This window comes from Streptomyces sp. NPDC036984 (assembly GCF_055607665.1).
This window is the reverse complement of the sequence record NZ_JBVJRL010000001.1, coordinates 719,902-742,836: the sequence shown is the minus strand read 5'-3', so window position 1 is coordinate 742,836 and position 22,935 is coordinate 719,902. Positions and strand designations below refer to the sequence as shown.

At 71.1% G+C, this 22,935-nt stretch carries 23 protein-coding genes and 1 pseudogene; 14 read left to right on the top strand and 10 right to left on the bottom strand.

Annotated features, from left to right (window positions below; genetic code table 11):
- Positions 1-50: 50 nt before the first annotated feature.
- Positions 51-905, top strand: a complete 855-nt coding sequence (locus ACZ7DL_RS03435) for a helix-turn-helix domain-containing protein (RefSeq protein WP_470771040.1) — start codon at positions 51-53, stop codon at positions 903-905.
- On the top strand, positions 902-1,156 hold the full coding sequence (locus ACZ7DL_RS03430) for a DUF397 domain-containing protein (RefSeq protein WP_470771038.1): 255 nt from the start codon (positions 902-904) through the stop codon (positions 1,154-1,156). Before ACZ7DL_RS03435 ends, ACZ7DL_RS03430 begins: the two co-directional genes overlap by 4 nt.
- Here the strand turns inward: ACZ7DL_RS03430 and ACZ7DL_RS03425 are convergent.
- Entirely contained in the window at positions 1,115-1,744 is a 630-nt protein-coding gene (locus tag ACZ7DL_RS03425) for a class I SAM-dependent methyltransferase (RefSeq protein ID WP_470771037.1), read from the bottom strand. The two genes, ACZ7DL_RS03430 and ACZ7DL_RS03425, sit on opposite strands and share 42 nt — an antisense overlap.
- 308 nt (positions 1,745-2,052) lie before the next feature.
- Here ACZ7DL_RS03425 and ACZ7DL_RS03420 point away from each other — a divergent pair, with 308 nt between their 5' ends.
- Positions 2,053-3,747: a serine/threonine-protein kinase gene (locus ACZ7DL_RS03420; RefSeq protein ID WP_470771035.1), complete on the top strand. Its 1,695-nt coding sequence runs from the start codon at positions 2,053-2,055 to the stop codon at positions 3,745-3,747.
- A 38-nt stretch (positions 3,748-3,785) separates the two neighbouring features.
- Here the strand turns inward: ACZ7DL_RS03420 and ACZ7DL_RS03415 are convergent, their stop codons facing one another.
- The 4 genes from ACZ7DL_RS03415 to ACZ7DL_RS03400 form a co-directional block, all read right to left on the bottom strand.
- Entirely contained in the window at positions 3,786-4,019 is a 234-nt protein-coding gene (locus tag ACZ7DL_RS03415; RefSeq protein ID WP_470771033.1) for a hypothetical protein, read from the bottom strand.
- Entirely contained in the window at positions 4,016-4,858 is an 843-nt protein-coding gene (locus ACZ7DL_RS03410) for a DUF2637 domain-containing protein (RefSeq protein ID WP_470771032.1), read from the bottom strand. Before ACZ7DL_RS03410 ends, ACZ7DL_RS03415 begins: the two co-directional genes overlap by 4 nt.
- Before the next feature lie 484 nt (positions 4,859-5,342).
- Positions 5,343-5,657 carry an AzlD domain-containing protein gene (locus ACZ7DL_RS03405; protein WP_470771030.1) on the bottom strand — a complete coding sequence of 105 codons (315 nt, stop codon included), beginning with the start codon at positions 5,655-5,657 and terminating at the stop codon, positions 5,343-5,345.
- Entirely contained in the window at positions 5,654-6,361 is a 708-nt protein-coding gene (locus ACZ7DL_RS03400; protein WP_470771028.1) for an AzlC family ABC transporter permease, read from the bottom strand. Before ACZ7DL_RS03400 ends, ACZ7DL_RS03405 begins: the two co-directional genes overlap by 4 nt.
- A 68-nt stretch (positions 6,362-6,429) precedes the next feature.
- Here ACZ7DL_RS03400 and ACZ7DL_RS03395 point away from each other — a divergent pair, with 68 nt between their 5' ends.
- Complete coding sequence (locus ACZ7DL_RS03395; protein WP_470771026.1) at positions 6,430-6,996, top strand: helix-turn-helix domain-containing protein; 567 nt, start codon at positions 6,430-6,432, stop codon at positions 6,994-6,996.
- 102 nt (positions 6,997-7,098) lie between these two features.
- On the opposite strand, the gene ACZ7DL_RS03390 is transcribed toward ACZ7DL_RS03395, so the two are convergent.
- Positions 7,099-7,302 (bottom strand): cold-shock protein, encoded by a 204-nt coding sequence (locus tag ACZ7DL_RS03390; RefSeq protein WP_003974443.1) that lies wholly within the window; start codon positions 7,300-7,302, stop codon positions 7,099-7,101.
- Positions 7,303-7,588: 286 nt separating this feature from the next.
- On the opposite strand from ACZ7DL_RS03390, the gene ACZ7DL_RS03385 reads away from it, so the two are divergent.
- The 6 genes from ACZ7DL_RS03385 to ACZ7DL_RS03360 all read left to right on the top strand — a co-directional run bounded on the left by ACZ7DL_RS03385 (position 7,589) and on the right by ACZ7DL_RS03360 (position 15,940).
- Positions 7,589-8,437, top strand: a complete 849-nt coding sequence (locus tag ACZ7DL_RS03385) for a menaquinone biosynthetic enzyme MqnA/MqnD family protein (protein WP_470771024.1) — start codon at positions 7,589-7,591, stop codon at positions 8,435-8,437.
- A 50-nt stretch (positions 8,438-8,487) separates the two neighbouring features.
- Entirely contained in the window at positions 8,488-10,422 is a 1,935-nt protein-coding gene (locus ACZ7DL_RS03380; RefSeq protein WP_470771023.1) for a serine/threonine-protein kinase, read from the top strand.
- A gap of 137 nt (positions 10,423-10,559) precedes the next feature.
- Positions 10,560-13,145, top strand: a complete 2,586-nt coding sequence (locus tag ACZ7DL_RS03375; protein WP_470771021.1) for a protein kinase domain-containing protein — start codon at positions 10,560-10,562, stop codon at positions 13,143-13,145.
- A 58-nt stretch (positions 13,146-13,203) separates the two neighbouring features.
- Positions 13,204-14,049 (top strand): prepilin peptidase, encoded by an 846-nt coding sequence (locus tag ACZ7DL_RS03370; protein WP_470771203.1) that lies wholly within the window; start codon positions 13,204-13,206, stop codon positions 14,047-14,049.
- A gap of 78 nt (positions 14,050-14,127) precedes the next feature.
- Positions 14,128-15,327 carry a cyclic dehypoxanthinyl futalosine synthase gene (gene mqnC, locus ACZ7DL_RS03365; RefSeq protein WP_470771020.1) on the top strand — a complete coding sequence of 400 codons (1,200 nt, stop codon included), beginning with the start codon at positions 14,128-14,130 and terminating at the stop codon, positions 15,325-15,327.
- Between the two features lie 7 nt (positions 15,328-15,334).
- Entirely contained in the window at positions 15,335-15,940 is a 606-nt protein-coding gene (locus ACZ7DL_RS03360) for an amidohydrolase family protein (protein ID WP_470771019.1), read from the top strand.
- Between the two features lie 131 nt (positions 15,941-16,071).
- On the opposite strand, the gene ACZ7DL_RS03355 is transcribed toward ACZ7DL_RS03360, so the two are convergent.
- On the bottom strand, positions 16,072-17,076 hold the full coding sequence (locus tag ACZ7DL_RS03355) for a chitinase (RefSeq protein ID WP_470771017.1): 1,005 nt from the start codon (positions 17,074-17,076) through the stop codon (positions 16,072-16,074).
- A 47-nt stretch (positions 17,077-17,123) separates the two neighbouring features.
- Between ACZ7DL_RS03355 and ACZ7DL_RS03350 the strand changes: the two are divergent.
- Both ACZ7DL_RS03350 and ACZ7DL_RS03345 read left to right on the top strand, forming a co-directional pair.
- Positions 17,124-17,483: pseudogene (locus ACZ7DL_RS03350) on the top strand (acyltransferase family protein); the annotation flags it as partial.
- 23 nt (positions 17,484-17,506) lie between these two features.
- Positions 17,507-18,202, top strand: a complete 696-nt coding sequence (locus ACZ7DL_RS03345) for a demethylmenaquinone methyltransferase (protein ID WP_470771015.1) — start codon at positions 17,507-17,509, stop codon at positions 18,200-18,202.
- On the opposite strand, the gene ACZ7DL_RS03340 is transcribed toward ACZ7DL_RS03345, so the two are convergent.
- Together ACZ7DL_RS03340 and ACZ7DL_RS03335 are read right to left on the bottom strand one after the other, a co-directional pair.
- Positions 18,189-18,506 (bottom strand): PASTA domain-containing protein, encoded by a 318-nt coding sequence (locus ACZ7DL_RS03340; protein WP_470771014.1) that lies wholly within the window; start codon positions 18,504-18,506, stop codon positions 18,189-18,191. The two genes, ACZ7DL_RS03345 and ACZ7DL_RS03340, sit on opposite strands and share 14 nt — an antisense overlap.
- A gap of 109 nt (positions 18,507-18,615) precedes the next feature.
- Positions 18,616-19,134 carry a GNAT family N-acetyltransferase gene (locus tag ACZ7DL_RS03335; RefSeq protein WP_470771013.1) on the bottom strand — a complete coding sequence of 173 codons (519 nt, stop codon included), beginning with the start codon at positions 19,132-19,134 and terminating at the stop codon, positions 18,616-18,618.
- A gap of 47 nt (positions 19,135-19,181) precedes the next feature.
- On the opposite strand from ACZ7DL_RS03335, the gene ACZ7DL_RS03330 reads away from it, so the two are divergent.
- Complete coding sequence (locus ACZ7DL_RS03330) at positions 19,182-20,516, top strand: geranylgeranyl reductase family protein (RefSeq protein WP_470771011.1); 1,335 nt, start codon at positions 19,182-19,184, stop codon at positions 20,514-20,516.
- A 475-nt stretch (positions 20,517-20,991) separates the two neighbouring features.
- Here the strand turns inward: ACZ7DL_RS03330 and ACZ7DL_RS03325 are convergent, their stop codons facing one another.
- Positions 20,992-21,822 carry a C40 family peptidase gene (locus ACZ7DL_RS03325; RefSeq protein ID WP_470771010.1) on the bottom strand — a complete coding sequence of 277 codons (831 nt, stop codon included), beginning with the start codon at positions 21,820-21,822 and terminating at the stop codon, positions 20,992-20,994.
- A gap of 743 nt (positions 21,823-22,565) precedes the next feature.
- Between ACZ7DL_RS03325 and ACZ7DL_RS03320 the strand changes: the two genes are divergently transcribed.
- Positions 22,566-22,925 carry an NADH-quinone oxidoreductase subunit A gene (locus ACZ7DL_RS03320; protein WP_003992243.1) on the top strand — a complete coding sequence of 120 codons (360 nt, stop codon included), beginning with the start codon at positions 22,566-22,568 and terminating at the stop codon, positions 22,923-22,925.
- Positions 22,926-22,935 lie beyond the last annotated feature (10 nt).

Here is a 22,935-nt window from a genome sequence, read left to right as displayed (position 1 = left end):
GTAGTCGTACGGGTGCGATGCGTCCGGTGTACGGGTGTCGGAGGTGGCGTATGGAAGACCGGAGGCCGGAGACACCGGCGGAGGTGAACGGGTCGGCGGCGGTCTTCGTCGTCCTGGGCAAACAGCTGAAGCTGCTGCGGGAGAAGGCGGGGCTGAACCAGCGGGAGTTCGGCAACCTGGTGGGCTACGGCCCGGATCAGATCTCGGCGATGGAACGAGGGGTACGTACGCCGAGGCCGGACTTCTTGCAGAGGGCGGACGAGATCCTCAAGGCGGAGGGGCTGTTCACGGAGGTCATCCCGCAGGTGGAGGAGGCGATGACCAGGGCGCGGACTCGGCACCCCGAGTGGTACCGGAGCTACGCGGCGATGGAGGCGGAGGCTGTGGAGCTGCACCACTATTCCAACCATGCCGTGCAAGGGTTGTTGCAGACCGAGGCGCATGCGCGGGTGGTGTTCGCCAAGCGACGGCCGTTCCTCAGCGAGGAGACCATCGAGAAGCGAGTGGCCGACCGCCTTTCGCGCCAACAGGTCTTCGAGAGGTGGCCCCCGCCTATCGTCAGTTACATCCTCGAAGAGGTCGTGCTCGATCGGCCGATCGGAGGGCCGCGCGTCCACGCCGACCAGCTGCGCCATCTGCTGGAGGTCAGCAGCATGAAGAACGTCGAGATTCAGGTGATGCCGATGCGGTTGCAGGAACACCCGAACCTGGACAGCGCGTTCAATCTCCTGGTGCCCAAGGGGCAGACGCAGGTGGCGTACACCGAGGCGCAAGGCTTCCCCCGGCTCATCACTGACCGGGAGGAGGTCCGGACGATCGCCGACCGCTATGGGATCATGCGCGCAATGGCACTCAGCCCCATGGAGTCCCGGTCTCTGATTGCGAAGAAGCTGGAGGAGCTATGAGCAACGAGAACCTGGCTTGGTTCAAGTCCAGCCATAGCAGCGGTGAAGGCGGTGATTGCGTCGAACTCGCGTACAGCTGGCGCAAGTCCAGCTACAGCGACGGCGAGGGCGGCCAATGCGTAGAGGTCGCCACCCACCCCACCGCCATCCACATCCGGGACTCGAAGCAACCCGCCGCCGCCCACCTCACCGTCACCCCGACCGCCTGGTCAGCCTTCCTTCTGGGCGAGAAGGAACGCCTGCGGGGTTGATTCCCCCAGCGCCTCCTCGCACTCGCGCACGGTGCTGGAGCGGAGGGTGAAACCGGCGTCGGACAGCAGCCGGGCCATCTGCTCGGGGCGGCGCCGGTGGAAGTCGAGAACCACCGGGAGACCCCACGGGCGGTCGATGCGGAGCGGCACGTCGCCCGCCTGGAAGGCGAGCAGGAGCCGGCCGCCGGGGGCCAGCACGCGATGGAACTCCGCGAACAGCTCGGGTAGTTCCTCCACCGGCGTGTGGACGCTGGAGTACCAGGACACGACCCCGGCCAGCGAACCGTCGGCCAGGGACAACTCCCGCATGGAACCCTGCTCGAAACGCAGCGCAGCGTATTCGCGGCGGGCGATGGCGACCATGGACTCGGAGAGGTCGAGGCCGTAGACGGACAAGCCAAGCCCGGCGAGGTGGGCGGTGACCGCGCCCGGCCCACAGCCGAGGTCGGCGACCTGGCCACTCGGGCCGACCTGCTCGGCGTACGCGGCGAGCAGCGCCCGCTCCAGCGGCCTGTCGGCGAGCGGGTTCCGGAAGTGGGCCGCGTAGTCCTCGGCGATGGTGTCGTAGAAGGTGCGGGTGTCGGTCATGGAGGGACCGTAGCGGGCCGCACTGACAGTGCCCCTTGGGGCTTTCGGCTGATGGAGCTCCCGATCCACCAGGGCCCGGTGGGCGTCGGCCTTCGAAGGAACGTGCCCGTTCACCCGGCGCGTTACCCGGGGTTGGCGACGTTCTCCAGTACCAGTCCGGACTGTGCCGCCGCTTGACCCGCCAGGGCACCGGAACCGAGAAACCCGGCGCCTATCAGCACGCCCAGACTGCCGACCGGCTCAATGAGACGACGTCTAATTTAGGCTGCTGCCCTTGGCTAAAGCATCACAGCGGGGGGTATCGGCCGATGGACCAGGCGACGGACGTCTTCCAGCCACTCCAGGCGGGCGACCCGCCCGTGGTGGCGGGCTATCGGCTCGCCGCGCGGCTCGGGGCCGGTGGCATGGGCCGGGTCTATCTGTCGCACACCCAGGGTGGCCGGCCCGTGGCGATCAAGGTCGTGCGGCCGGAGCTGGCGGACGATCCGGACTTCCGGCGGCGGTTCGGCCGGGAGATCAGCGCGGCCCGGCGGGTCCGGGGTGCCTACACCGCCGAGCTGATCGACGCCGACGCGGACGCCGTACCGCCGTGGCTGGCCACGCTGTACGTGCCCGGGCCGTCCCTGACGGAGGCCGTGTCCCGGCGCGGGTCGCTGCCGGTGCCGGCGGTGCTGTGGCTGATGGCGGGGGTGGCCGAGGCGCTGCAGGCGATCCACTCCGAGGGGATCGTGCACCGGGATCTGAAGCCGTCGAACGTGCTGCTGGCCACCGACGGACCCCGGGTGATCGACTTCGGTATCGCGCTGGCCGCCGACGGCACGTCGTACACGGCCACCGGGGGCACGATCGGCACGCCCTCGTTCATGGCTCCCGAGCAGGCGGCCGGGGGCGAGGTGACGGCGGCGACCGACGTCTTCGCGCTCGGCCAGACCGCCGCGTTCGCAGCGCTGGGCAGGCCGCTGTACGGCGAGGGCCCGGCCGTGAACGTGCTGTACCGGATCGTGCACAACGAACCCGACCTGGATCTGCTGCCCGAGCCGCTGCGGCCGCTGCTCGCCCGGTGCCTGGCCGCCGATCCGGTGGAGCGGGCCACCCCGGCGGAGATCGTGGAGTGGTGCCGGCAGCGGCTGGGCGCGGACGCCGACGCGGGCGGGGGACCGGGTGTGTGGCGGGAGATCGCCGGGCCGGAAGTCGTGGTCCCGGCGCCGGTGCCCGAACCGACCCCGGCCTACCCGCAGCCGCCGGTGCCCACGGCCGGCTCGGTCAACCCGCAGCCGCCCGCGCCCACCCCGGCGTACCCGCAGCCGCAGTACGGGTGGCCGCAGCCGACGCCCGAGGAGCGCAAGGCCCGCCGCCGGCGCGCCGCGCTGATCTCGGTCGCCGGTGTGGCGGGCGGTGCGCTGCTGGTGGCTGCCCTGGTGTGGTCGGTGATGGACGCCAGGGACCGGCTCGGTGACCAGGGCCGGGCGGGCTCCCAGACGTCCGCCACGAAACCGGCCGCCCGGTCGTCGGCGTCCTCGTCGGTGTCGACGCCGAAGGGCTCGTCGGACTCCGGGGACTCGGAGGCCGGTGCGGCCGTGCCCGGCGCGGCTCAGTCACCCTCGGCCTCGTCCCGCGCTCCCCGGCCGGAGGGGTTCCCGCAGGTGTGGCTGGACGCGAAGAACTCGCTGAGCCTCAAGGACAAGGACCCCCGGCGGAAGAACACCAAGGGTGACATCCGCTTCGACTGTCGGACGGCCGGCTGCGAACTGAAGAGCGACAGCGTGGTGTTCATGCAGATGTTCGGTGCGCACGGCACCACCCTCGACGAGTGCCGACTCATGCTCCGGAGCGCCAAGCAGCACAGCTGGACGCTGGCCGCGGCGGCGGCCGGCACCGAGTTCTGCATGAAGGACGACGAGGGCAACATCGGCCTGTACGTGATCCAGACCAAGTCCACCGCGATGCCGGACATCGCCTTCCTCACGGGCGACCTGACCGTCTGGCGGAACGCCGCCCGGTAGTGCTCCCTCACGGCGGGGTTCGACGTACGAGCCGCGCGTCATGGTGCGGCTTCCTCGTCCCACGTGGTCGCGATGGCCGACGTGGCCGCCTGGCAGCCGAGGACGCAGACCCAGAGCCGGAACAGCAGCCCCCGGTGACGCACCTCACCCAGCACCCGCCCGTTCACGCCGAGCGGGCGGGCGCACAGGGCGCACTCCATGGCCATCTGCTGGCGGGGCCGGAGTCGGTCGATGTCGGGGAGGGCCAGGTGCACCGTGACAGAACTTTTCATTTGCCGTTCCCATCACGAAATGCCGCCGGGCCCCCGCCCTGTGGCAGCCCGTCCACCGTTTCTCCGGTGGGCGTCTCGGCAGGCTGCATTCGGTGCCGGGGTAGCGACCGCCGGGGCGGCCTGGTGAGGGTGATCTGGCGCACCACCTGCTGGAAACAGACCAGAGAGGCGAAACTCGGCAGGGCTCCGGCCGCGATGCCGACGATATTCCTGGGCGCTTGCGCGACACACAGTGCCATGGCAATCGCCGAGAAGATCAGAAGTACGGACCAGGAATGGAAGGACCGCCGCTGATGCAACGATGCCCGGAGAATGGAGAGCGATGCCACCAGCCAGGGCCCGAACACCAGAACAGGCCACCAGGCGACCGTGCTGCTGTGGATACGCGATTCTGCCACGAATCGCAGCGGGTCATAAGCGACCAGGCCACCGAAAATGCTGACAGCGGCGGCGATGGTGGTGACCAGCGCTGCGGCCAAGTAGCTGGCGACACGCATACCGCTCACGCGCTGACGTGTCCGGACCCTGCGATGACCCCGAGGAGGAGCCTGCACCGGGGGCAACTCCGCCGTGAGTTCCACCAGGGCGTCACGATGGCTCTTCCCGCCCGGACTTGCCGGCTCGTCCTCGGTGCGCGCGGCCGGGATCCTCGGCTGCTGCTCGATGGCGTCCCGCAGCATGTAGGCCAGCTCTTCCGCGGGGTCCCAGGCCGAGTCCGGAGGGATGAGGGGCGGATAGAAGTCCTCGGTGGGCGCGCGATGACGCCCCTCGCCACTCCGGTAGCCGCCTGAATACTCGACGGGGGGATCCGGGTAATATCCCATGTACTCAGGGTGCATGACCGGTCTACTCATTCCGCCGATGAGCCACAGAACCACGTTTCCGAACTCGCCCAGCGTTGCGAGATCTGTTTCTCCAGGGAGCTCATCGCGTCCATGAATTCCTGGAGGATCTCCTCGGACACCTCCAGTGTGACGAGGAGGCCGCCCTTCGCCAGGGCCCCCTTGCCGAGGCCGGCACTGTTCGGTGCGGGCAGGTATGTGTGAGAGCCCAGCCGCATGGGCCGCCGCGCAGTCGAACGGGACCGCTCTGAGAGAGATTCAACCGCCCGCCCCCTCGTTTGCTTCGTCATGTTGCGAATAACGCCGCCATTCGAGGATAGGTGCGTGGCGATCGGGTGAAGGATTAGCCGGACAAGCGCCTTGTTCACGTATCGGTAGGGCTTATATGCAGCTGTAGTAGTAATGATAAGCGGCGATGAACCGGGCCGAAGAAACAGGTAGATGAAAATCAGCTGGTGGGCCGGGACGGTGGCAGGAAGCGCTAGCTCGCCCCCGCCAGCCGCAGCAGCGCCGTCGTCACGGCCGCGGCCAGGACCACCACGGCGAACGGCGCCCGGCGCCAGGCCAGTGCGGCGCCGGCCAGGACCCCGGCGGGGCGGGCCCAGCCCGCGAAGCCGCCGGACTCGGTCAGGGCGCCCGTGGCCAGCAGGGCGACCAGGAGCACCACGGCGCCCGCCGAGGCCAGCTCCTGGACGCGGGGCGGGACCGTGACCCGGCCGTGCAGGGCCGGGCCGACCAGCCGGAAGGCGTACGTACCGACCGCCAGGGCGAGGATCACGGCGAGGGTGGCGGTCACGCGGCGGCTCCCCGGGGGCTCGGGCGACGGTGCAGGGACAGACCCGCGAGGGCGAGCAGGACCGGGACCCCGGCCGGGACGGCGGGCGTGACCGCCAGGGCGAGCGCGGCGCCGAGCAGGGCACACCGCCGTACCGCCGCGTCCGCGCGGAGGACGGGCAGGACCAGGGCGACCAGGACGGCCGGGAAGGCGGCGTCCAGGCCGTAGCGGGCGGTGTCGCCCAGGGCGCTGCCCGCGAGTGCGCCGGCCAGGACGCCCACGTTCCACACGGCGAACAGGCCGAGCCCGGATATCCAGAACGCCCGCCGCTGCCGTACCGGATCCGCCTGGGCGAGCGCGAAGGCGACCGTCTCGTCCGTGACCAGGTGGGCGCCGAGGAAGCGGGTCGCGCGGCCGGTGCCGATGATTTCGGCCACGGCCAGACTGAAGGCCGCCGTCCGGGTGTTCAGCAACAGCCCGGTGGCCACGGCGGCGACCGGGCCGCCACCGGCGAGCAGCACGCCCACCGCGCTGAACTGGGCCGATCCCGCGTACACCACCAGCGACATCAGCACCGGCACCCACACCGGCAGCCCGCCGGCCACCGACACGGCGCCGAAGGAGACGCCGACGACGCCGCTCGCCAGCCAGACGAGCGAGCTGTCGCGCAGGAGGGAGCGGTCGGTGTTGCCGGTCTCGGGTGGTGTTCGGTGTGGCGAACGCATGTTCTCTACGATGGACAGTGAGCGCCCTGTCCGTCAAGGCGAACGATCGTACCGATGGAGCGAACGACATGTCCGAGGCCACCCCCGCCCGGCTCCCGATGGAATGGATCGCCGCCTCCCTGAAGCGGGAGCGCGGCCGCGCCGGTCTGTCCCTGTCCGAGCTGGCCAAACGCGCCGGAATCGCCAAGTCCACGCTGTCCCAGCTGGAGGCGGCGAGCGGGAACCCGAGCATGGAGACCATCTGGGCGCTCGCGGTGGCGCTCGGCGTACCGTTCAGCGCGCTGGTGGAGTCACCGGCGCCCAGCGTGCAGGTCGTCCGGGCCGGCGAGGGGCCCGCGGTCGGCTCGGAGCGGTCCAGCTACGTGGCCTCGCTGCTGTCGGCGAGCCCGCCGGGGGCGCGCCGGGACCTTTACTACGTCTGGCTGGAGCCCGGGACCGTCCGGGATTCCGAACCCCACATCCCGGGGACGGTGGAGCACATCGTGGTCAGTGAGGGCGCCGTGAAAGCCGGGCCACGCGGGGAGGCCGTCGAGCTGCGACCCGGGGACTACATGTCGTACCGGGGGGACGTGCCTCACTCGTACGAGGCGCTCGCGGCCGGGACCAAGTTCGTCCTGATCATGCAGCACGTGTGAGCGTTCGTGAACGGAATATGAACGGGGAAAGGCAGGAGCCCCGTCGCCGGAAGGCGCGGGGCTCCTTGGATACTGCACTCAGGTTCTGCGATCAGGGAGTGATCAGACGGGGGTGACGTTCTCCGCCTGCGGACCCTTCGGGCCCTGGGTCACGTCGAAGGAGACCTGCTGGTTCTCCTCGAGGGAACGGAAACCCTGCGCGTTGATCGCGGAGTAGTGGACGAAGACGTCGGGGCCGCCGCCCTCCTGGGCGATGAAGCCAAAGCCCTTTTCGGCGTTGAACCACTTCACGGTTCCGGTAGCCATAAGCCCTCCCTGGGCTCAAAAGGGTTGCCCTGCTCCAGAACCTGCACGTGCGAAACGGTGCTGCACAACTGCATTCGTCTGAAAACGACGAGAGCCTGCGGTTACATGCTCCGCAGGCTCTGTACTGCAAGGGAAACCAAACTGCAACTTGCGGCAAGCCTAGCATCCGGGCAGCCGAAAGCAATAGAGGTCAAGATCACTTCACCCGGATGTTTGAACATCCGTTAGCCCGTTCGGCGCTGGGGCCGGTCCCCGCACCGTGGCGCACGGGGTCTAGTCTCGCGATGTGGACAATTCTCGCACCCGGCCGCGCGTCGGCCACATCCAGTTCCTGAACTGCCTGCCCCTCTACTGGGGGCTCGCGAGAACCGGCACGCTCCTCGACTTCGAGCTGACCAAGGACACCCCGGAGAAGCTCAGCGAGCAGCTCGTGCGCGGCGACCTCGACATCGGCCCCGTCACGCTCGTCGAGTTCCTGCGCAACGCCGACGACCTTGTCGCCTTCCCGGACATCGCCGTCGGCTGCGACGGCCCGGTGATGTCCTGCGTGATCGTCTCCCAGGTGCCCCTCGACCGGCTGGACGGCGCCCGGGTCGCCCTCGGCTCGACTTCGCGCACCTCGGTCCGGCTCGCCCAGCTCCTGCTCGCCGACCGCTTCGGCGTCCGGCCGGACTACTACACCTGCCCGCCCGACCTCAGCCTGATGATGCAGGAGGCGGATGCCGCCGTCCTCATCGGCGACGCCGCCCTGCGTGCCAACCTCCACGACGGCCCCCGCTACGGCCTCCAGGTGCACGACCTCGGCGCGCTCTGGAAGGAGTGGACCGGCCTGCCGTTCGTCTTCGCGGTGTGGGCGGCCCGCCGCGACTACCTGGAACGCGAGCCGGTCATCACCCGCCGGGTCCACGAGGCGTTCCTCGCCTCCCGCAACGTCTCCCTGGACGAGGTCGGCAAGGTGGCCGAACAGGCCGCCCGCTGGGAGGTCTTCGACGAGGCCACCCTGGAGCAGTACTTCACCACTCTCGACTTCAGCTTCGGCGCCCCGCAGCTGGCGGCCGTCGCCGAGTTCGCCCGCCGGGTCGGCCCGACGACCGGCTTCCCGGCCGACGTGAGGGTGGAACTGCTGCGACCGTAGCCCCTGGTCACTACGCTTTGGCACATCAGGCGTTGGGGGGAGCGTGCGCCATGCAGCCGCTGGAAGTGGATGAGCCGGCCGTCGTCGGGCCCTACCGGCTGCTCGGCCGGCTCGGCTCCGGCGGCATGGGCCGGGTCTATCTCGGCCGCAGCGCGGGCGGCCGTACGGTCGCCGTGAAGATCGTGCACCCGCACTTCGCACTGGACGAGGAGTTCCGCGCCCGCTTCCGGCGCGAGGCGGAGGCGGCCCGCCGGGTCGGTGGCGCCTGGACCGCCCCCGTCCTGGACGCGGACCCCGACGCCCCGGTGCCCTGGATCGCCACCGCCTACGCGGCCGGCCCGTCCCTCGCGGCGGCCGTCACCGACGGCGGCCCGCTGCCCGCGCACACCGTACGGGCCCTGGGCGCGGGCCTCGCCGAGGCGCTCACGGCCGTACACGAACTGGGTCTCGTGCACCGGGACGTGAAGCCGTCCAACGTGCTGCTGACTCTGGACGGGCCGTTGCTCATCGACTTCGGCATCGCCCGGGCCATGGACGGCACGGCCTCCCTGACCTCCACCGGCGTGTCGATCGGCTCCCCGGGCTACATGTCACCCGAGCAGATCCTCGGCAAGGGCGTCACGGGTGCCGCCGACGTCTTCTCCCTCGGCGCCGTCCTCGCCCACGCGGCCACCGGTGAGCCGCCCTTCCGCGGCGACTCCTCCGCCGCGCTGCTCTACAAGGTCGTCCACGAGGAGCCCGAACTCGGCGCCCTCACCGGTGACGTGCGCGATGTCGTGGCGGGCTGCCTGGCCAAGGACCCGACGGCCCGGCCCGCCCCCGCCGACGTCAGCCGACGTCTCGCCCCCGAAGGCGCCGCCCGCCTGATCGCGGGCGGCTGGCTGCCGGGCACCGTGGTGGAACAGGTCAGCCGCAGCGCCGTACGCATCCTCAACCTGGACACGGGGGAGCAGGCGGCCCACTCCGGACCGGTCGCTTTCAGCAGCGTCGCGGTGGAGGGGGCGGCGGTCCCGGTCCCCGAACCGCACTCCGGGGCCGGGAGCGGGCAGTTCGGGCCGCCGCCTGTGATGAACGGGGGTGCGGTGACGGGTGAGGCGCCGGCCGGGGGGTCGTTCGGTTCGGCCGCCGGTGGTGGGGCTGGGGGGCCGTTCGGTCCGCCGAGTGGTGGGGCCGGGGGCTCCTTCGGTTCCGTGACCGATGGGGCCGAGGGGTCGTTCGGTTCCGTGACCGGTGTGGACGGGGTTCCCGCGGGGGTGTCGACCGTCGTGCCCGCGCCGCGGGACGTGCCGCCGCCCGGGCGGGTCTCCGTCAGCATGGCGGCGGCCTCCGCGCCGGCGGAGGGCGGCCGCGGGCGCCGGGTGAGCTGCACGGTCGTCCTGGCCGTCGCCGGTGCGCTTGCCGCGGTGTCCGTGGGGCTCGGTGCCCTGGCACGGCCCTGGTTCGGTGCGGGCGGGCACACCGATGCGAGCGGCAGCGCCCCCCACTCCCCGTCGGCGAGCGCGAGCAGCGACAGCCCCGGCGCCGGCGACGCCGCCACCCGCGGTCCCAGCCCCAGCGATGCCACCACCAGCGGTCCCAGCCCCAGCGCCGGTGAGGGTGCCGGCAGCCCCAGCGCGGGCGGCGGCCGGCCCGGGGTGATCCCGGCCCGCTACCTCGGCACCTGGGAGGGCCAGGCCACCGGCCTCGGCGGCAGCCTGTCCATGGGCACCTTCCGCGTCACCGTCCATCAGGCCGCCGTGGGCGAGGAGTTGGGGCGACTCCGGCAGACCGACCAGATCGGCGCCGTATGCACCGACATCCTCACCCTCAAGAAGGTGACCAAGACACAGATCCTCGCGACCTCGGCGGGCGCCCCCGACAACCACGCCGGCTGCAACCCGACCCCGCACCAGGTCGAGTTGACCCCGGTCGGCGACGACCTGCGGTACACGTCGGACAGTTCGGAAGAAGGCAACCCGGTTTCGCGAATGTCAAGGGTTCGCTGACCCGTTCCGCCCCGCCCCCGTGGCTCCGCCCGCCCCTGCCGTCACTACTGTGTCCGCGTTGGCGAACGCCAGCCCACACGCATCGGACACGCTCAGCGGTACGCAAGGGCAACGGGGAAGGACGGGACGAACCCGCCATGGAGACACTGCATCCGGACGATCCACAGGAGTTGGGCAGCTACCGGATGCTGCGCCGACTCGGCGCCGGCGGCATGGGCCGGGTGTACCTCGCCCGTTCGCCCGGCGGCCGGACCGTGGCCGTCAAGGTCGTACGCCCCGATCTCGCCGCCGACTCCGGCTTCCGCGAGCGCTTCCGGCACGAGGCCGAGATCGCCCAGGCGGTCTCCGGCCAGTACACCGCCGCGGTCGTGGACGCCGACCCCGAGGCGCCCCTGCCGTGGCTCGCCACCTCGTACGTCCTCGGCCCCGACCTGACCGAGGTCGTCGCCACGCACGGCCCGCTGCCCGAGCACACCGTGCGCGCGCTCGGCGCCGGGCTCGCCGCCGCGCTCCAGGAGATCCACGCGGCCGGGCTCATCCACCGTGACCTCAAGCCCTCGAACGTCCTGCTCGCCGCCGACGGCCCCCGCGTCATCGACTTCGGCATCGCGCGGGCGGTGGACGGCACGCGGATGACCCAGACCGGGGTCGTGGTCGGCTCGCCCGGCTACATGCCCCCGGAGCAGGCGATGGGCAAGGACGTCGGCCCGGCGGGCGACGTCTTCTCCCTCGGCGCGGTCCTCGCCTTCGCGGCCACGGGGCGCAGCGCCTTCGGCGACGGGACCGCCTCGCACGCGGCGCTGCTCTACCAGGTCGTGCACGGCGAACCCGACCTGACGGGCATACCGCGCTCGCTCCTCGGTCTGGTCCGGGCCTGCCTGCTGAAGGAGCCCGCCGACCGGCCCGCGCCCGGCGAGATCGTCGCCGCGCTGGCCCCGCAGGGCGTCGAGGGCCTCCTCCGCGACTGGCTGCCCTCGGCCGTCGCCTCGACGATCGCCACGCACGCGGCCGGAATCCTGGACCTGGAGGCCCCGGACCGTCAGCCACCGGCCGCGGCTGCGGCGGGCTTCGGCCCGGCACCGGCGATGCCGGAGGGTGCGGCGGGGCCGACGGGATCGGTGGGGGCCGGTGCGGCGCGGAGCGCGGTGCCGGGCAGTGGTCCGGTGGGGGCCGGTGCGGTGCCGGGGGGCACGCCGGTGGGAGGTGCGGTGCCGGACAGTGGTGCGGCGGCGGGGTACGGGTATCCGTCCGCGCCTGCGCCGGGCTACGGCACGCCTCCCGGCGGCACCCCGCAGCCCGCGCCGGGCTACGGCACGCCTCCCGGCCGGACCCCGCAGCCCGCGCCGGGCTACGGCACGCCTCCCGGCGGCACCCCGCAGCCCGCGCCGGGCTACGGCACGCCTCCCGGCGGCACCCCGCAGCCCGCGCCGGGCTACGGCACACCCCCGGGCGGGACCCCCGCCCCCATGCCCGGCACGGTGCAACTCGGCGGACCCGAGGGCTCCTCCGGGCCCACCCGCCGCCGGGCCCTCTCCCTCGCGCTCGGCGGTGCCGTCGCCGTCGCGGCCGTCGGCGGGGGCACCGCCTGGTGGCTGGGCCGGGACACCGAGGCCGACGGCACCACCACCGCAGGCAAGGGCGGCGCTTCCGGCGAGCCCGCCGCCGAGCACTTCACCACCCCGCCCGCCGGAGTGGCCCCCCAACCGCTGTGGCACCGGGCGCTGAGCGACGACAGCACCAGCACCGCCGTACCGCTGCTCGTCCACGACGGCCTGCTCCTGATCAGCGGCGACCCGCTGGTGGCGTACGACGTGAAGACCGGCAAGCCCCGCTGGTCCAAGCCGGACCTCGTGGTCCCCGGCTCCCAACTGCTCTACCGCGACGGCAGGCTGTACCTGCCCGACGCCGAGTACGACGGCGTCCTCATCGCCCGCGACGCGGCCACCGGCGAGGAGGTGTGGCGCAGCCGGCTCGGCAAGCACATCGACATCGAGGACACCGTCGCCATCGACGACGAGTACGTCTACGTCGCGGCGAGCGACTTCAGCGAGTCCAAGAGCGCCACCGAGTACCGCACGGCGGTCGCCGCCGTCAGCCTCGCCACCCGTAAGACGGTGTGGATCCAGAAGCGCGACTGGGGGACCGACGACTACGACGTCCAGGGCTCCGTCTCCGGGAAGTACCTGGTCTACGCCGACTCCAAGTACAACCTCACCGTCCGCGACACCGCCACCGGCGCCCAGCTGTGGACGAAGAAGGTCGGCGACGACTGGACCTGGCGGCCCACCATCGCCGACGGCCTGGTCTTCCTGCCCGGCGAGAAGCTGACCGCGCTCGACGCGAAGACCGGCGCCACCCGCTGGACCCTGTCCCCGAGCGGCCGCCGCGGCTTCTACAACCCCACCGTCATCGACGGCGTCCTCTACGCCGGCGACCACGACCGGGGCATCTGGGCCGTCGACGCCCGCACCGGCAAGCGGATCTGGCTCTGCGAGGACAACGACCGCGGCGCGCCCGAGGTCTTCCTCAAGTCCGGTACCACGCTGTACTGCGGCGCCCAGGCCGTCGGCGGCGGCATCATCGCGCTGGACGCCAGGACCGGCCGCAAGCGCTGGAGCTGGACCGACAACAAGGCCGCCGGGGACCAGTGGCAGATCGCCCTGTGGGGCAACCGGCTGCTGATGGCCGACGGCGAGGACGCCTACGCGATGCCGGCCGTCTGAACCGGGTAGGGACTCGGGGAGGCGGACCGGGGTGACGGGAGTGGGAATCGTGGGCGAGGTGACCACGGGAGTGCTGGCGCTCGTCGCCGGGGTGTGGGGCGCGCTCGCGGGCACGCTGCTGCCCCGCGCCGCCTACCGCTTCGCCGTCCCGTCCGGCGAACCCTGGCGGAGCCGGTGCCCCGGCGGCCACCCGGTCCGGGGGTGGCTGGGCGGGGCGAGATGCGGGGAGTGCGGCCGGGGCGGTGAGGGCCGTGAAGGGGTGCACGCCGGCGCGGACCCTCGGCCGAGCGCCCTGTCCCCGTCATCCCCGTCATACCCGTCATCCCCGTCGCCCACCTCGCCCCACGACGCCTACACCCCCTACATCCCCTCCGCTCCCCTCCTCGCCACCGCCACCGCGCTCGTCTGCGCCGTCCTCGCCGCCGCCACCGGCACCCGACCCGAGTTGGCGGTCTGGCTGCTGCTCGCACCCGTCGGCGTGCTGCTCGCCGCCGTGGACTTCCGGGTGCACCGGCTGCCCGACCCGCTGACCCTGCCGCTCGCCGCCACCGCCCTCGCCCTGCTCGGCGTCGCCGCCCTGCTCCCTGAACACGCCGGCCACTGGCCGACCGCGCTCTACGGCGCCCTCGCCCTCGGCGCCGGCTACTACGTCCTGTACCGCATCAATCCGGGCGGCATGGGCTTGGGAGACGTGAAACTGGCCGTGGGGGCGGGTGCCGTACTCGGCTGGTACGGCTGGCCCACCGTGCTGCTCGGCACCTTCGCCGGATTCCTGCTCGGCGCGCTCTACGGCGGCGTGCTCGTCCTCGCCCGGCGGGCGAGCCGGAAGACGGCCGTCCCCTTCGGCCCGTTCCTCTTGGCCGGCGCCCTCACCGGCCTCCTGATCGGCGCGTACGCGGCCTGAGGTCAGTACGCGAAACCGGCTGGCGTAGGCTGGCGTGGTCCGTCCACAACCCTTACGAACCTTGCGAAAGGGACGCCGGTGACCGAGAAGGCCGACCTCCAGTCCGTCCTCGACCGAGCCGCCGCCGGTGGGCGGATCACCCCCGAAGAGGCGCTCGACCTCTACCGTGACGCGCCCCTGCACGCCCTGGGCGCCGCCGCCGACGCCGTGCGCCGCCGCAAGTACGCCGGCACCGAGCACATCGCCACGTACATCATCGAGCGGAACATCAACTACACGAACGTGTGCGTCACGGCGTGCAAGTTCTGCGCCTTCTACGCGGCCCCCAAGGACAAGGAGAAGGGCTGGACCCGCGACCTCGACGACATCCTGCGCCGCTGCGCGGAGACCGTCGAGCTGGGCGGCACCCAGATCATGTTCCAGGGTGGCCACCACCCGGACTACGGCGTCGAGTACTACGAGAAGCACTTCAAGGCCATCAAGGACGCCTTCCCGCAGCTGGTGATCCACTCGCTGGGCGCCTCCGAGGTCGAGCACATGGCCCGGATCAGCGGGGTGTCGGTGGAAGAGGCCGTCACCCGTATCCACGAGGCGGGCCTGGACTCCTTCGCGGGAGCGGGTGCCGAGTTGCTGCCCGAGCGGCCGCGCAAGGCCATCGCCCCGCTGAAGGAGAGCGGCGAGCGCTGGCTGGAGATCATGGAGACCGCCCACAGGCTGGGCGTCGAGTCCACCTCCACCATGCTGATGGGCACGGGCGAGACGAACGCCGAGCGGATCGAGCACCTGCGGATGATCCGGGACGTACAGGACCGTACGGGCGGCTTCCGCGCCTTCATCCCGTACACCTACCAGCCCGAGAACAACCACCTGAAGGGCCGCACCCAGGCGACCCTCTTCGAGTACCTGCGGATGATCGCGATCGCCCGCCTCTTCCTGGACAACGTCCAGCACATCCAGGGCTCCTGGCTCACCACCGGCAAGGAGGTCGGCCAGCTGTCCCTGCACTACGGCGCGGACGACCTCGGCTCGATCATGCTGGAGGAGAACGTGGTCTCCTCGGCCGGCGCCAAGCACCGCTCCAACCGCCTGGAGATCATCGACCTGATCCGGAAGGCCGGGCGGGTGCCGGCCCAGCGCTCGACCACGTACGAGCACCTCGTCGTCCACGACGACCCGGCGAACGACCCGGTCGACGACCGCGTGGTCTCGCACATCTCCTCCACGGCCATCGAGGGCGGCACCGCCCACCCCGAGCTGAAGCTGCTCGCGTCGAACTAGGGCTGCCTTGCTGACGATTCACGCCGACTCGCGCGGCCACGCCTTCGTCGTCAAGGGCGAGCGGATCGAGGCGGTCGGTCCCCTGGAGGAGCTGGCCGCCGCGCATCCACGCGCGCGCGTGCGGCAGTGGCCCGGCATCCTCGCCCCCGGTTTCGTCAACCTCCACGGCACCGAGCTGCTGGAGGAGGCCTACCACCCGGATCCCCGGGAGGCCGACGACCTCGGCACCGAGCCGCTGACCGGGGACGCGCTTTCGGCACTACGGCTGGACGACGCCCGCTGGGGCGCGAGCGCCCGGCGCGGGGTGCAGCGCATGCTCGCCCACGGCACGGTCGCGGCGGCCTGCGAGCCGCTGCGCAACCGCGCGGTACGGGACGCCGTGCAGCGCACCGGCCTCGCCGTCGTGGGCCGGCTCGGCCGTCCCGCCGGAGTCCCCTCCCTCGACCCTCTCGCCTCCGGCCTGCCCCCCGAGACCCCACCCGCCCGCGAGCCCGGCTCCCCCGCCTGCTTCGCCGTCTTCGACGTGCGAGACGAGGCGGAACTGGTCGAGCGGGGGGCGGGGACGTGCGTGGCGACGGTGGTGGCGGGGCGGTTGGTGTTCCGGCGCCGCTGAGCGCCCCGTCGGAGGCGCGGGGCTGTGCCTGAATGCGGCGCTGTTTCTGATGTGCGGCGCTGTGTCTGATGTGCGGCTCCGCCGTGCGGGCGCGACCAGCCACGGACGGGCCCGCGGTTCACACGCGTCCGTCACCCCGCGAATGCTTCCCCGAACGCCCCCGAACTCTGCCTCACCCCGCTGCAATCGGTGGCGGCGTCATCCTGCCCGGCCTCGTCCGTACACTGCCGGTCCCGGAACGCGGACCACATCGACACCCAGGCCATCTCCTTCTCCGCGGCGAACCTCTGTACCTGCGAGGCGTCGGAGAGCGTGAAGGTCTCACCGTCCACGTCGTTGACCCCGATCATCGACGTGAGCGCCATCCCCCGCCACGCACCGGCGTCCGACAACGCGAACACCTTCTTCAGCTGGCCGTGCGCGGCCTTCGCGGACGTCACGGCGTAGTCCCCCATGTCCCCGTCGTACGACTCGCTGTAATTCATGGTCATGAGATTGACCGTGGCGACCTGCACGTCGTACGTGTTCGCGGACTCCAGCAGCGCGAGCCCGTCGGCGTCCAGCCCCGAGGGCATCACCGGCAGGGTGAACGAGACCTCCAGGCCCGGGCGTTCCTTCTGCAATCCGGCTATGGCCCGCGAGCGCAGGGCGACGGAGGCGGAGTCGGTCAGTTCGTCGCCCTCGATGTCGAAGTCGGCCTCGCTGGAGCCGGCCGCGTCCAGCGCCTCGGCATAGGCGGCGGCGAGGTCCGGGGCGCTGTCACAGGTGGCGGCCAGCTCCTTGCCGGAGGCTCCGCCGAAGGAGACCCGGACGGTGGCGCCGTTCTTCTTCAGCGCGGAGATCCGGGACGTCACGGCGGAGTCGGCGACCGCCTCGGTGCCGTCCCATTTCGGGGTGCAGCCGCTGCCGTCGGAGATCACGAAGGCGAGGTTGTACGTCGACGGGGAGCCGGCGGCGTCGGTGACGGCGGCATCGGTGGCGCTGACGTAAGGGGCGTATGCAGGCGTGTAGGCAGGGGCGTGGGCGGGGGAGCGGCTCGCCGAGTGGGGCGTGCTCTCGGCTTCCGTGGCGCAACCGGTCACCGCGAGAGCAAACGCGCAGGTGAACCCGGCAGCGGGGCTCAGTCGACTCCTCATGGGAGGAAACCTCTCACACGGAAGCGAACCTCTCACACGGGAGCGTGGACGACACCCCCCTCGCGCAGGCCTTCTGGTCGGCCGGCTTCGTGATGCTCCTGATGTGGGCCGGGGCGTACTTCCGGATCGACTTCGCGTGGCTCACCCGGTTGCGGCGGCTGGACCGCACGGTCGCGGTCTTCAACGCGCGCGCGGTCACGGTCTACTCCTGGCGCGAGATCGCCCTGATCCCGGCCGTCCCGTTGAACGACCTGTGCCGGAACGTGCCGGCCTTCGGGACGCACCTGCCGCTGGACAGCCAGTGGTTGATGTTCGGCGTCGGCTGGGTGCTGATCGCCGGCTTCGTCCTGCTGTGCGGCTGGGTGGAGGATGTCGCGGCACGCAGGAAGCCGAGGCTCCTGCCGTGAGACCGGGCTGCAAGAATGGGCGGGTGACCCGCGCTTCCCTGAACAAGCAGCCGCACGAAGTCGCCTCGATGTTCGACGACGTGGCGGAACGGTACGACCTGACCAACGACGTGCTGTCGCTCGGCCAGGACCGGCGCTGGCGCAAGGAGGTGGCGACGGCGGTCGACGCGCGCCCTGCGCAGAAGGTCCTCGATCTCGCCGCCGGCACGGCCACCTCCTCGCTGCCCTTCGCGCGGACCGGCGCGTACGTCGTCCCCTGCGACTTCTCCCTGGGGATGCTCCAGGTCGGCAAGCGCAAGCACACCTGGCTGCCGTTCACGGCGGGCGACGCCACGAAGCTGCCCTTCAAGGACGACACCTTCGACGCGGTGACGATCTCCTTCGGACTGCGCAACGTCCAGGACACGGACGCGGCCCTGCGGGAGATGTACCGGGTCACCCGGCCCGGCGGGCGCGTGGTGATCTGCGAGTTCTCTCACCCGACCTGGGCGCCGTTCCGCACCGTCTACACCGAGTACCTGATGCGGGCCCTGCCGCCGGTCGCGCGCGCGGTGTCCTCGAATCCGGACGCGTACGTCTACCTCGCCGAGTCCATCCGTGCCTGGCCCGACCAGCCCGCTCTCGCCGAACGGCTGCGCAGGGCAGGCTGGTCGCGGGTGGCGTGGCGCAACCTCACCGGTGGTGTGGTGGCGCTGCACCGGGGCTTCAAGGAGAGCTGAATCCGGCCACCGCGTACGGGTCGCCGGGTTGGTCAAGTTCCCGCTGCGCTCCACCCCTGGGCGGTCCCGGAATGCGCGGCTCCCGCACACCGCCGCCGCCCTCGCCCTCCCCGAAGTCGAACCACACGTACACCATCGAGTCCCGCGGTACCTCGGCACCGGGCAGCGGATACTGGCGTACGACGTAGTCGACGACGGTGAGGTGGAAGTCCGGACGGTCCGGCGCGTTGAGCAACAGGCCCCGCGACCGGGCCGTTTCGCGCGCGTCCCCAGCCATCAGACCGACCAGACGCGGGACGCGCACTTCGGGTGTTTTGGGTGTCAGACGCACAGATGTCACCCCCAGCGGTACTGGCAGGGTAACTCCCGCCCGGCCCACCCGGAAGCCGCCGGTGTCTTTCTGTGACAGACGACTACTGAGCGTTACTCAGGTCCAGTCGGAAGCAGAGCGCCGGTTCGTTCAGCCTGGGATGCGTGTAGGACTCGGCCGGCTCCATGCCGAGCCGCCGGGCCACCGCGATCGACCGCTCGTCGCCCGGCCGGACCATCGCCACCACACCCGGCACCCCGGCCGCCCGTACCCGTCTGAGGGTCTCCCGCGCCGCCGCGGTGACGTATCCCTTGCCCCAGTACGCCCGGCCGAGCCGCCAGCCGATCTCCGTCTCGCCGACCGGACCCCAGTCCGGCCGCCACGGCTGCGCGCCGGTGAAGCCGATGACCTCGCCGGCCTCGTCCAGCAGGGTCCACAGGCAGAAACCGCGCTCCGCGTCATGCAGCCGCTGCCGCGCGGTGAGTTCCTCGTAGACCGACAACTCCGCCGGCCTGCCGCCGTGGAACTCCATGACCTCCGGGTCGGCGAACACCCGGTGCCAGGCGACCGCGTCCTCGTGAGTGGGGACGCGCAGCCGTACCGCGGGGAGAGGTCGGTTCACAGGGCAGCCCTTCAGCCGGGTGATCAATTCTGCTGAATAGACTGCCCATGTCCAGTGCCGGTCGGCACGCAGATTTCGAACCTTGGGGAGATCCCGCCGTGACCGAGCCCCTCTCCGACAACACCGCCGATGTGATCGTCGTGGGCGCTGGGCCAGCCGGCTCCACGACCGCGTACCACCTCGCCAAGGCCGGCCTCGACGTCCTCCTCCTGGAGAAGACCGAGTTCCCGCGCGAGAAGGTCTGCGGCGACGGGCTCACCCCGCGCGCGGTCAAGCAGCTCGTCGCCATGGGGATCGACATCTCCGAGGAGGCCGGCTGGCTGCGCAACAAGGGCCTGCGCATCATCGGCGGCGGCGTCCGCCTCCAGCTCGACTGGCCGGATCTCGCCTCCTTCCCCGACTACGGCCTGGTCCGCAAGCGCGACGACTTCGACGAACAGCTCGCCCGCAACGCCCAGAAGGCCGGCGCCCGCCTCTTCGAGCGCTGCAGCGTCTCGGGCCCCGTCATCGACGACCGCACCGGCCGCATCACCGGCGTCACCGCCAAGCTCGGCGAGGAGAAGCGCGAGGTCACCTTCCAGGCGCCGCTCGTCGTCGCCGCCGACGGCAACTCCACCCGCCTCTCCCTCGCGATGGGCCTGCACCGCCGCGAGGACCGCCCGATGGGCGTCGCCGTCCGGACGTACTTCGAGAGCCCCCGCCACGAGGACGACTACCTGGAGTCCTGGCTGGAACTGTGGGACCGCCGCGGCGCCCAGGACCGCCTGCTGCCCGGCTACGGCTGGATCTTCGGCATGGGCGACGGCACGTCGAACGTCGGACTCGGTGTCCTCAACACCTCCGCCTCCTTCAAGGAGCTGGACTGGCGCGAGGTCCTCAAGGCGTGGTGCGCCTCCATGCCGGAGGACTGGGGCTACACCCCGGAGAACATGACCGGCCCCATCCGCGGCGCCGCCCTCCCCATGGCCTTCAACCGCCAGCCGCACTACACGCGCGGGCTGCTGCTCGTCGGCGACGCCGGCGGCCTGGTGAACCCCTTCAACGGCGAGGGCATCGCCTACGCCATGGAGTCCGGCCAGATCGCCGCCGACGTCATCGTGCAGGCCCACGCGCGCGCGACGCCCGCACAGCGCGAGATCGCCCTCCAGCGCTACCCGCGCATCCTGAAGGACACCTACGGCGGCTACTACACCCTCGGTCGCGCCTTCGTGAAGCTCATCGGCAACCCGAAGGTCATGCAGATCGCCGCCCAGCGGGGTCTCACGCACCCGATGCTGATGAAGTTCACCCTGAAGCTGCTGGCGAACCTCACCGATCCCACCGGCGGCGACGCGATGGACCGCATCATCAACGGCCTGAGCAAGGTGGCCCCGAAGGCGTGACCGGGCGCCGGGGCGTGACCGGGCGCTGAGAGCGGCTTCCTCGGCGGCCCGGCGGGCGTACACCGCGTCCCGCCGGTCCGCCGCTGTGGCCGGTCTCGTGGGCGAGCCGGCGCGCGCCTCGACGACCGGAGGGTTGGTGTCCCTGGATCAGCGACGTCCCTGGATCAACGACGTCCCTGGATCAACGACGTGTCCGACATGCCGGATTCCTTCGCTATCGGGGCAGTTGGGCGCGAAAGAGGGTGGGGCGACCCCGCCGTGCCGCACGGGAAGGCGCTGAGGGCGCGTGCAGTCAGGTGCTGGGTACGCGTGGAGCCCAGGCGCCGGGCACGCATGGGGCCAAGGCGCCGGGCATGCCTGAACGAGGCACCGGGCGCCCGTGTGGGAGCGCGCTGAGCGTGCTTCAGGGATGACGCAAGGGCCGCTGCCCCCGAGCGGCTGCGGCCCTACGCGCGTGAGAGGTGCGGGAGGCGCCTCAGAGCACCCGCACGGCTCCGGTGGGCGGGTCGTACGACAGCGGGCGCTCCACGACGCCGCTGGAGGGGTTCTGCGCGCCGACGAACATGCCGTCGCCGACGTACACCGCGACGTGGTACGCGCTGCCCGCGCTGCCCCAGTACAGGATGTCGCCCGGCTGAAGGTTGCTCAGCGAGACCTGGGTGCCGGCGGTCGACTGGTCCTGAGAGACGCGCGGCAGGCTGATGCCGACCTGCTTGAAGGCCGTCTGCACCAGGCCGGAGCAGTCGTAGGCGGAGGGGCCGGTGGCGCCGGAGACGTACGCCTTGCCGACCTGTGCCTTGACGAAGCTGACCACGGCGGCGGCCGAGCCGGTGGCCGTGGACGTGCTCGTGGAGGTGGAGGTGGAGGTGGTGCTGGTGTCGGTGCTCGCCTTGGTGGAGAGCGTGGTCCGCTCCGCGTTGCGCGAGGCGCGGGCGGCGGCCTCCTTGCGGGCAGCCTCCTCAGCCTTCTTCTTGGCCTCCGCCGCCTTCTTCTTGGCCTCGGCGAGGTCCGCCTTGGCCTGCTTCGCGGCCTTTGCGGCAGCCGCGTCACGCTCGGCCTGCAGCTGGTAGTTCGCGGCGGCCTGCTGGGTGGCGTCCGCGGACTGGGCCGCCTGAGCGGCCAGGTCGGCCGTCAGGGTGGGCAGTTCGAGGGTCTGCGTCACCGGCTCGGCCGCGTTCGCCGAGCCGGACGCCCCGGCGACTGCCAGGGTGCCGAGAACGCCACCGGCAACTCCGGCCCGCATCGCGAGGGTCGACGCGCTGCGGCGGGGCTTCCGGTGGCTGCGTATGTGAGCGGTGTGGGACATGGGAACAACCGGTACCAGGGGCTCCTTCATATCTTCAAGAAACGTGTGCTGCGCCACAGTTGCTCAATCGAGACTCAGAATCCCGGGCGTGTCGCTCTTTATTGACGCCGTAACGGACATTGCGGACGCTCGCGATCATGCCCTTGATCACGGTCTTTGATCATTACGTCCGAATTGCCCCCCACCTACCATTGGTTGGGATCGTTGGCCAAGCCCGGTTCTCATGGATCACCCATGAGTGTGGTGGAGGTCACGGAACGGTTACCCGAACCACGGCGTCCCGCGGATGCGGAGCTCGTGAACGCGTGCACGCGCCCCGCCCCTCGTCCACATCCACCCCGCACCTCCCTCTGATGTGTGAATGCGGCCCACTATCAGGTCTGTGCATCCAGGGCCAATTTGCATGCAGCGGAACTCTCTTGATATGGAGACGCCCGCTCCGGCCTGCGATGACAAGCGTGAATGTCACTTCTGGTGACCAACTGAACGCTTCGGGTGTGAAGATCACCCATCATCCGACTTCATGATCCTTCGTCAGGTGGTGGAGATCACAAAGCTTGTGGAATACCCCGTGTCGCAGATCACAGAGTGGCGGGCATAAGATGCGAGGCAGTTGGGCTTGTGACCTGCTTCACATGTTCTCGATCTTCGCCCGGGACGAGCGGGGCTAGTGGGACCGGTGAGGCGCGTGTGAGCCCATGCAACCGCCAGCAGTCAGTGCCGACTGAGAGGAGCGAGGAGCGGTGAACGCGTATGCGCCCATCCTCGTACTGGGAGCCCTCGGGGCAGGCTTTGCGATCTTCTCCGTGGTCATGGCCACGCTGATCGGTCCGAAGCGGTACAACCGCGCCAAGCTCGAGGCCTACGAGTGCGGTATCGAGCCGACCCCCACGCCGGCCGGCGGCGGGCGCTTCCCCATCAAGTACTACCTGACGGCGATGCTCTTCATCGTCTTCGACATCGAGATCGTCTTCCTCTACCCCTGGGCCGTCACCTTCGACGCCCTGGGGATTTTCGGGCTCGTGGAGATGCTGCTCTTCGTGCTCACCGTCTTCGTCGCGTACGCGTACGTATGGCGGCGCGGCGGCCTGGAATGGGACTGAGGGGCTTTTA

What these genes read in the sequence shown, in the direction of transcription:
- ACZ7DL_RS03435 (WP_470771040.1), top strand. Translation starts at nt 51, where the DNA reads ATGGAAGACCGGAGGCCGGAGACACCGGCGGAGGTGAACGGGTCGGCG.
- ACZ7DL_RS03430 (WP_470771038.1), top strand. Translation starts at nt 902, where the DNA reads ATGAGCAACGAGAACCTGGCTTGGTTCAAGTCCAGCCATAGCAGCGGT.
- ACZ7DL_RS03425 (WP_470771037.1), bottom strand. Translation starts at nt 1,744, where the DNA reads ATGACCGACACCCGCACCTTCTACGACACCATCGCCGAGGACTACGCG.
- ACZ7DL_RS03420 (WP_470771035.1), top strand. Translation starts at nt 2,053, where the DNA reads ATGGACCAGGCGACGGACGTCTTCCAGCCACTCCAGGCGGGCGACCCG.
- ACZ7DL_RS03415 (WP_470771033.1), bottom strand. Translation starts at nt 4,019, where the DNA reads ATGAAAAGTTCTGTCACGGTGCACCTGGCCCTCCCCGACATCGACCGA.
- ACZ7DL_RS03410 (WP_470771032.1), bottom strand. Translation starts at nt 4,858, where the DNA reads ATGCACCCTGAGTACATGGGATATTACCCGGATCCCCCCGTCGAGTAT.
- ACZ7DL_RS03400 (WP_470771028.1), bottom strand. Translation starts at nt 6,361, where the DNA reads ATGCGTTCGCCACACCGAACACCACCCGAGACCGGCAACACCGACCGC.
- ACZ7DL_RS03395 (WP_470771026.1), top strand. Translation starts at nt 6,430, where the DNA reads ATGTCCGAGGCCACCCCCGCCCGGCTCCCGATGGAATGGATCGCCGCC.
- ACZ7DL_RS03390 (WP_003974443.1), bottom strand. Translation starts at nt 7,302, where the DNA reads ATGGCTACCGGAACCGTGAAGTGGTTCAACGCCGAAAAGGGCTTTGGC.
- ACZ7DL_RS03380 (WP_470771023.1), top strand. Translation starts at nt 8,488, where the DNA reads ATGCAGCCGCTGGAAGTGGATGAGCCGGCCGTCGTCGGGCCCTACCGG.
- ACZ7DL_RS03375 (WP_470771021.1), top strand. Translation starts at nt 10,560, where the DNA reads ATGGAGACACTGCATCCGGACGATCCACAGGAGTTGGGCAGCTACCGG.
- ACZ7DL_RS03355 (WP_470771017.1), bottom strand. Translation starts at nt 17,076, where the DNA reads ATGAGGAGTCGACTGAGCCCCGCTGCCGGGTTCACCTGCGCGTTTGCT.
- ACZ7DL_RS03330 (WP_470771011.1), top strand. Translation starts at nt 19,182, where the DNA reads ATGTCCAGTGCCGGTCGGCACGCAGATTTCGAACCTTGGGGAGATCCC.
- ACZ7DL_RS03325 (WP_470771010.1), bottom strand. Translation starts at nt 21,822, where the DNA reads ATGTCCCACACCGCTCACATACGCAGCCACCGGAAGCCCCGCCGCAGC.